At 71.8% G+C, this 4536-nt stretch carries 4 protein-coding genes; all 4 read left to right on the top strand.

Annotated features, from left to right (window positions below; translation table 11 throughout):
- Positions 1-857 (top strand): glutamate ligase domain-containing protein (locus tag AC2W7A_RS09780; protein WP_485991192.1); only part of this gene is annotated, 857 nt, incomplete at its 5' end.
- A gap of 12 nt (positions 858-869) precedes the next feature.
- Positions 870-2387 (top strand): UDP-N-acetylmuramoyl-tripeptide--D-alanyl-D-alanine ligase, encoded by a 1518-nt coding sequence (locus AC2W7A_RS09775; protein WP_485991191.1) that lies wholly within the window; start codon positions 870-872, stop codon positions 2385-2387.
- Positions 2384-3511 carry a phospho-N-acetylmuramoyl-pentapeptide-transferase gene (gene mraY / locus AC2W7A_RS09770; protein ID WP_485991190.1) on the top strand — a complete coding sequence of 376 codons (1128 nt, stop codon included), beginning with the start codon at positions 2384-2386 and terminating at the stop codon, positions 3509-3511. The genes AC2W7A_RS09775 and mraY overlap by 4 nt, the downstream gene beginning before the upstream one ends.
- Positions 3508-4518 (top strand): Mur ligase family protein, encoded by a 1011-nt coding sequence (locus tag AC2W7A_RS09765; RefSeq protein ID WP_485991189.1) that lies wholly within the window; start codon positions 3508-3510, stop codon positions 4516-4518. The genes mraY and AC2W7A_RS09765 overlap by 4 nt, the downstream gene beginning before the upstream one ends.
- The last annotated feature ends 18 nt before the right edge of the window (positions 4519-4536 follow it).

Genomic DNA, 4536 nt, shown 5'->3' with positions numbered 1-4536 from the left:
ACCCCTCGCCCCTTGGACCGGCCCGCGCCCCGTCCCCCCCGGCGCCCCTCGCCGAGCGCCACCCGGAGGTCACCCCCGACTGGGAGCTCACCGCGCTCACCCCGGACGGGCTCGGGCACCGCTTCGAGCTGACCCAGGCCCGCACCGGGCGCGTGCTCAAGGCCTCCGTGGGCCTGCCCGGACGCTTCAACGCCGCCAACGCCGCCCTCGCGGCGCTGATGGTGCTGGAGGCCCTCGGAGACGACACCTTCGACCGGATCCAGGCCGTGCTCGACGTGCCGGCGGGTGAGGGCCCCTTCGCCGCCGCGGTCCCCGGCCGCATGGAGGTCGTCGGTCGGGAGCCCGACGGCGTCGTCGACTTCGCCCACAATCCGGACGGGATGGTGCAGGCACTCGAGTCCCTGGCCCAGGCACGTGCGGCGACCGGCCGGCGGGGACGCACGATCCTCGTCTTCGGTGCCACCGGGGAGAGGGACACCACCAAGCGTCCGCTGATGGGGCGCATCGCCGCGCGATACGCGGACGTGGTGATCGTCACGGACGACGACCCGCACGGCGAGGAGCCGGCCAGCATCCGGGCCGAGGTGCTCGAGGGTGTGCGTGCCGAGGCGGCCGCCCGCCAGGAGCAGGGTCACCGGGTGGAGGTCCACGAGTCCGCCCCGCGGGCCGAGGCGATCCGCCTTGCCGCCGCCCTCGCGGAGGACGCGGACAGCATCCTGCTCGCGGGCCGTGGACACGAGACGGTCCAGGACGTGGCCGGCGTCGACGTCGAGCTCGACGACCGCGTGGAGCTGCGGGCCGCGCTGGCCGACCGACGCGACGGGCGCCTCACCGACCTGTCATCCACGTCGCGGTAAAGTCGGGTCCAAATGATCGCTCTCACCGCTTCCCAGATCGCCGAGGCCGTCGGCGGCACCCTCTCCGAGACACTGGACCCGGAGACCGTGCTGACCGCCGTGACCCCGGACTCCCGTGAGGTCGCTGGACAGGACGGCGTCCTGTACGTCGCCAAGCCCGGCGAGCGTGCCGACGGCCACGACTTCATCGACGCCGCGCTCTCGGCCGGCGCATGTGCCGTCCTCGCGGAGCGCGGCACCGCCGCGCCCGACGGCACCGCGCATCCCTCGATCCTCGTCGCGGACGCGGTGGTCGCCATGGGTGCGCTGGCGCGTGAGGTCGTCTCCCGCGTGCGCGCCCACTCCGAGACGACCGTCATCGGCATCACGGGCTCCGCCGGGAAGACCACCACCAAGGACCTCCTGGCCGCGATTCTGGCCGATCACGGTCCGACCGTGGCGCCGCAGGGCTCGTTCAACGGCGAGGTCGGAGTGCCGCTCACTGTATTCCGGGCCGCCCTGGACACCCGGTACCTCGTCGTCGAGATGGGTGCGGACCACGTCGGCAACATCGAGTACCTCTGCGACATCGTGAGGCCGGACATCGGTGTCGTCCTCATGGTGGGCACGGCCCATGCCGGCAGCTTCGGCGGGGTGGAGAACATCGCCAGGACCAAGGGGGAGCTCGTGGAGGCGGTCGGCGCCGAGGGCGTCGTCGTCCTGAACCGGGACGACCCGCAGGTGGTGGCCATGGCCGAGCGCACCCTGGCGAAGATCGTGTGGTTCTCCACGGACGAGGACACCGTGCCGCTCATCGCACGTGACGTCGCCTCGGGGCGGGCCTCCGGCCTCGCGCTGGCCCGGAACCTCACCACCGACGACGAGGGGTGTCCGGTGATGCAGCTGCAGCTCGGCGCGGACACGGACGTCCCCGCGCTGCCGCTCACCTCCGGTCTGATCGGCGCCCACCACGGCCACAACATCCTCGCCGCCGCGGCGGCCGCCGCCGCCGCGGGGATCTCGCCGGCGGACATCGTGCAGGTCCTGGACGGACTCGGCCCCACCAGCCGCTTCCGCATGGAGCGCACCGACCGCCCGGACGGGGTCACCGTCATCAACGACGCCTACAACGCCAACCCCGAGTCCATGCGCGCCGCGCTGAAGACCCTGGCCCAGCTCGGCCGGGCCACCGGACGGCGCACCTGGGCCGTCCTCGGGGAGATGCTCGAGCTCGGCGATGAGCACATCCGTGAGCACACGCTCGTCGGCGAGACCGTCGTGCGGCTCAACATCGCCCAGCTTCTCGTCGTCGGCGCCGGGGCACGGGCCCTGTACATCGGCGCCCTCAACGAAGGCAGCTGGGGCGAGGAGGCGCACTTCGCCGCCGACCTCGACGAGGCCTTCGACCTGCTCTTGGAGCGTCTGGCGCCCGGAGACATCGTCCTCGTGAAGTCCTCCAACGGCTCCCGGCTCGCGCAGCTCGGCGAGCGTCTCGCCGCCGCCGGCGCCGAGGGCTCCGCATCGTCCACCCCCAAGGAGGAGCGCCCGTGATCGGCCTGCTCATCGGCGGTGTCCTCGGCCTCGTCTTCGCGGCCGCTGGCACGCCCCTGTTCATCCGATTCCTCGTGAGGAAGGGGTACGGCCAGTTCGTCCGCGACGACGGCCCGACCACCCACAAGACCAAGCGCGGCACCCCCACCATGGGCGGCCTCGTGTTCGTCGTGGTGCTCGTGGTGGTCTACTTCCTGACGCACGGGATCATGGCGCTCCTGGGCTCCGAGAACGCCGGGCCGACCGCCTCGGGGCTGCTCCTGCTCTTCCTCACCGTGGGCATGGCCTTCGTGGGCTTCGTGGACGACTTCACCAAGATCACGAAGCAGCAGTCCCTCGGCCTGACGCCCCGGGGCAAGATCATCCTCCAGGGCGTCATCGGCACCCTGTTCGCCGTGCTGGCCCTGAACTTCCCAAACAACGACGGGCTCACCCCGGCCTCCACCGCCATCTCCTTCGTCCGGGACATCCCGTGGCTCGAGATGGCGTTCGCCGGACCGGTGCTCGCCTACGTCCTGTTCGTGGTCTGGTCCAACCTCATCACCACGGCCACCACCAACGCCGTGAACCTCACGGACGGCCTCGACGGCCTCGCGACCGGCGCGACCGCCATGATTACCGGGGCCTACGTGCTGATGTCGATCTTCCAGGCCAGCCAGGCCTGCGGCACCATCACCGGCCCGGGCTGCTACGAGGTCCGCGACCCCATGGACCTCGGCCTGCTGGCTGCCATCCTCACCGGCTCGCTGCTGGGCTTCCTGTGGTGGAACACCTCGCCGGCGAAGATCTTCATGGGAGACACGGGCTCGCTGGCCCTGGGCGGCGCCCTCGCCGGCTTCGCCATCTTCACCCGCTCCGAGATCCTGGTGGTCATCCTCGCCGGCCTCATGGTGGCCATCACCCTGTCCGTGATCATCCAGGTCGGCTACTTCAAGGTCTCCGGCGGCAAGCGCGTCTTCCTGATGGCGCCGCTGCAGCACCACTTCGAGCTCAAGGGCTGGGCCGAGATCACCGTGGTGGTCCGCTTCTGGCTGATCAGCCTCGTCTGCGTGATCGTCGGCCTGTCCATCTTCTACGGCGAGTGGCTGCTCGCCGGCGGCGGCGTGGCGGCGGTGACCCCGTGAGCGAGACCGCCCCGACCCCCGTCCTCGAGCCCCTCGCCTCGACGCCCCGCACCGATCCGCTCACGTCCTGGGACGCCCCGGAGTGGACGGGGCTGCGCGTCGTGGTCACGGGCCTCGGCGTCACCGGCTTCTCCGTGGCGGACACGCTGGTGGAGCTCGGCGCGGACGTCCTCGTGGTGGACGGCAACGCGTCCGAGGAGAACCTCCAGCGCGCCGAGACGCTGAGGATCGTCGGTGTCCGGGACGTCGTCCTGGAGCAGGAGGCGACCACCACGCTGCCGCACGTCGGCGACGAGCTGCCGGACGTCGTCGTGACCTCCCCGGGGTGGCGGCCGGACCAGCCGCTGCTGATGCAGGCCCACGCCGCCGGCATCCCGATCTGGTCGGACATCGAGCTGGCCTGGCGGGTCCGTGAGCGCGCCGGCCGGCCGGTCGCCGACTGGATCTGCCTGACCGGCACCAACGGCAAGACCACCACCGTCACCATGGTGGAGGCGATCCTGCGCGCCGACGGGCGCCGGGCCGTGGCCTGCGGGAACGTCGGCACCCCGGTGCTCGACGCGATCCGCGACCCCGAGGGGTACGACGTCCTCGCCCTGGAGCTCTCCAGCTTCCAGCTGCACTGGACCCACCATATCGAGGCGGCCTCCTCGGCGGTGCTGAACATCGCCGAGGACCATGTGGACTGGCACGGCTCGATGGAGGGCTACGTCCGGGACAAGGGCTCGATCTACGAGCACACCCGCATCGCCTGCGTGTTCAACGAGGCCGCCCCGATCACCCGCCGCCTCGTGGAGCAGGCCGACGTGCAGGAGGGCTGCCGCGCGGTCTCCTTCTCCACCGACATCCCGGGCCTGTCCACGGTCGGGCTCGTGGACGGCATCCTCGTGGACCGCGCCTTCACCGAGAACCGCCGGACCGAGGCCGTCGCCCTGGCCGAACGCTCGGACCTGGGCGCCGTGGCGCCGAAGCACACCGTGGCCAATGCGGCCGCGCGGCGGCCCTGACCCGCGCCGTGGGGCGTC

This window comes from Micrococcus sp. LASM2_SD2, from assembly GCF_057364565.1.
The sequence above is the reverse complement of the archived record's forward strand: the minus strand, read 5'-3'. Positions and strand labels throughout refer to the sequence as shown.

What these genes read in the sequence shown, in the direction of transcription:
- AC2W7A_RS09775 (WP_485991191.1), top strand. Translation starts at nt 870, where the DNA reads ATGATCGCTCTCACCGCTTCCCAGATCGCCGAGGCCGTCGGCGGCACC.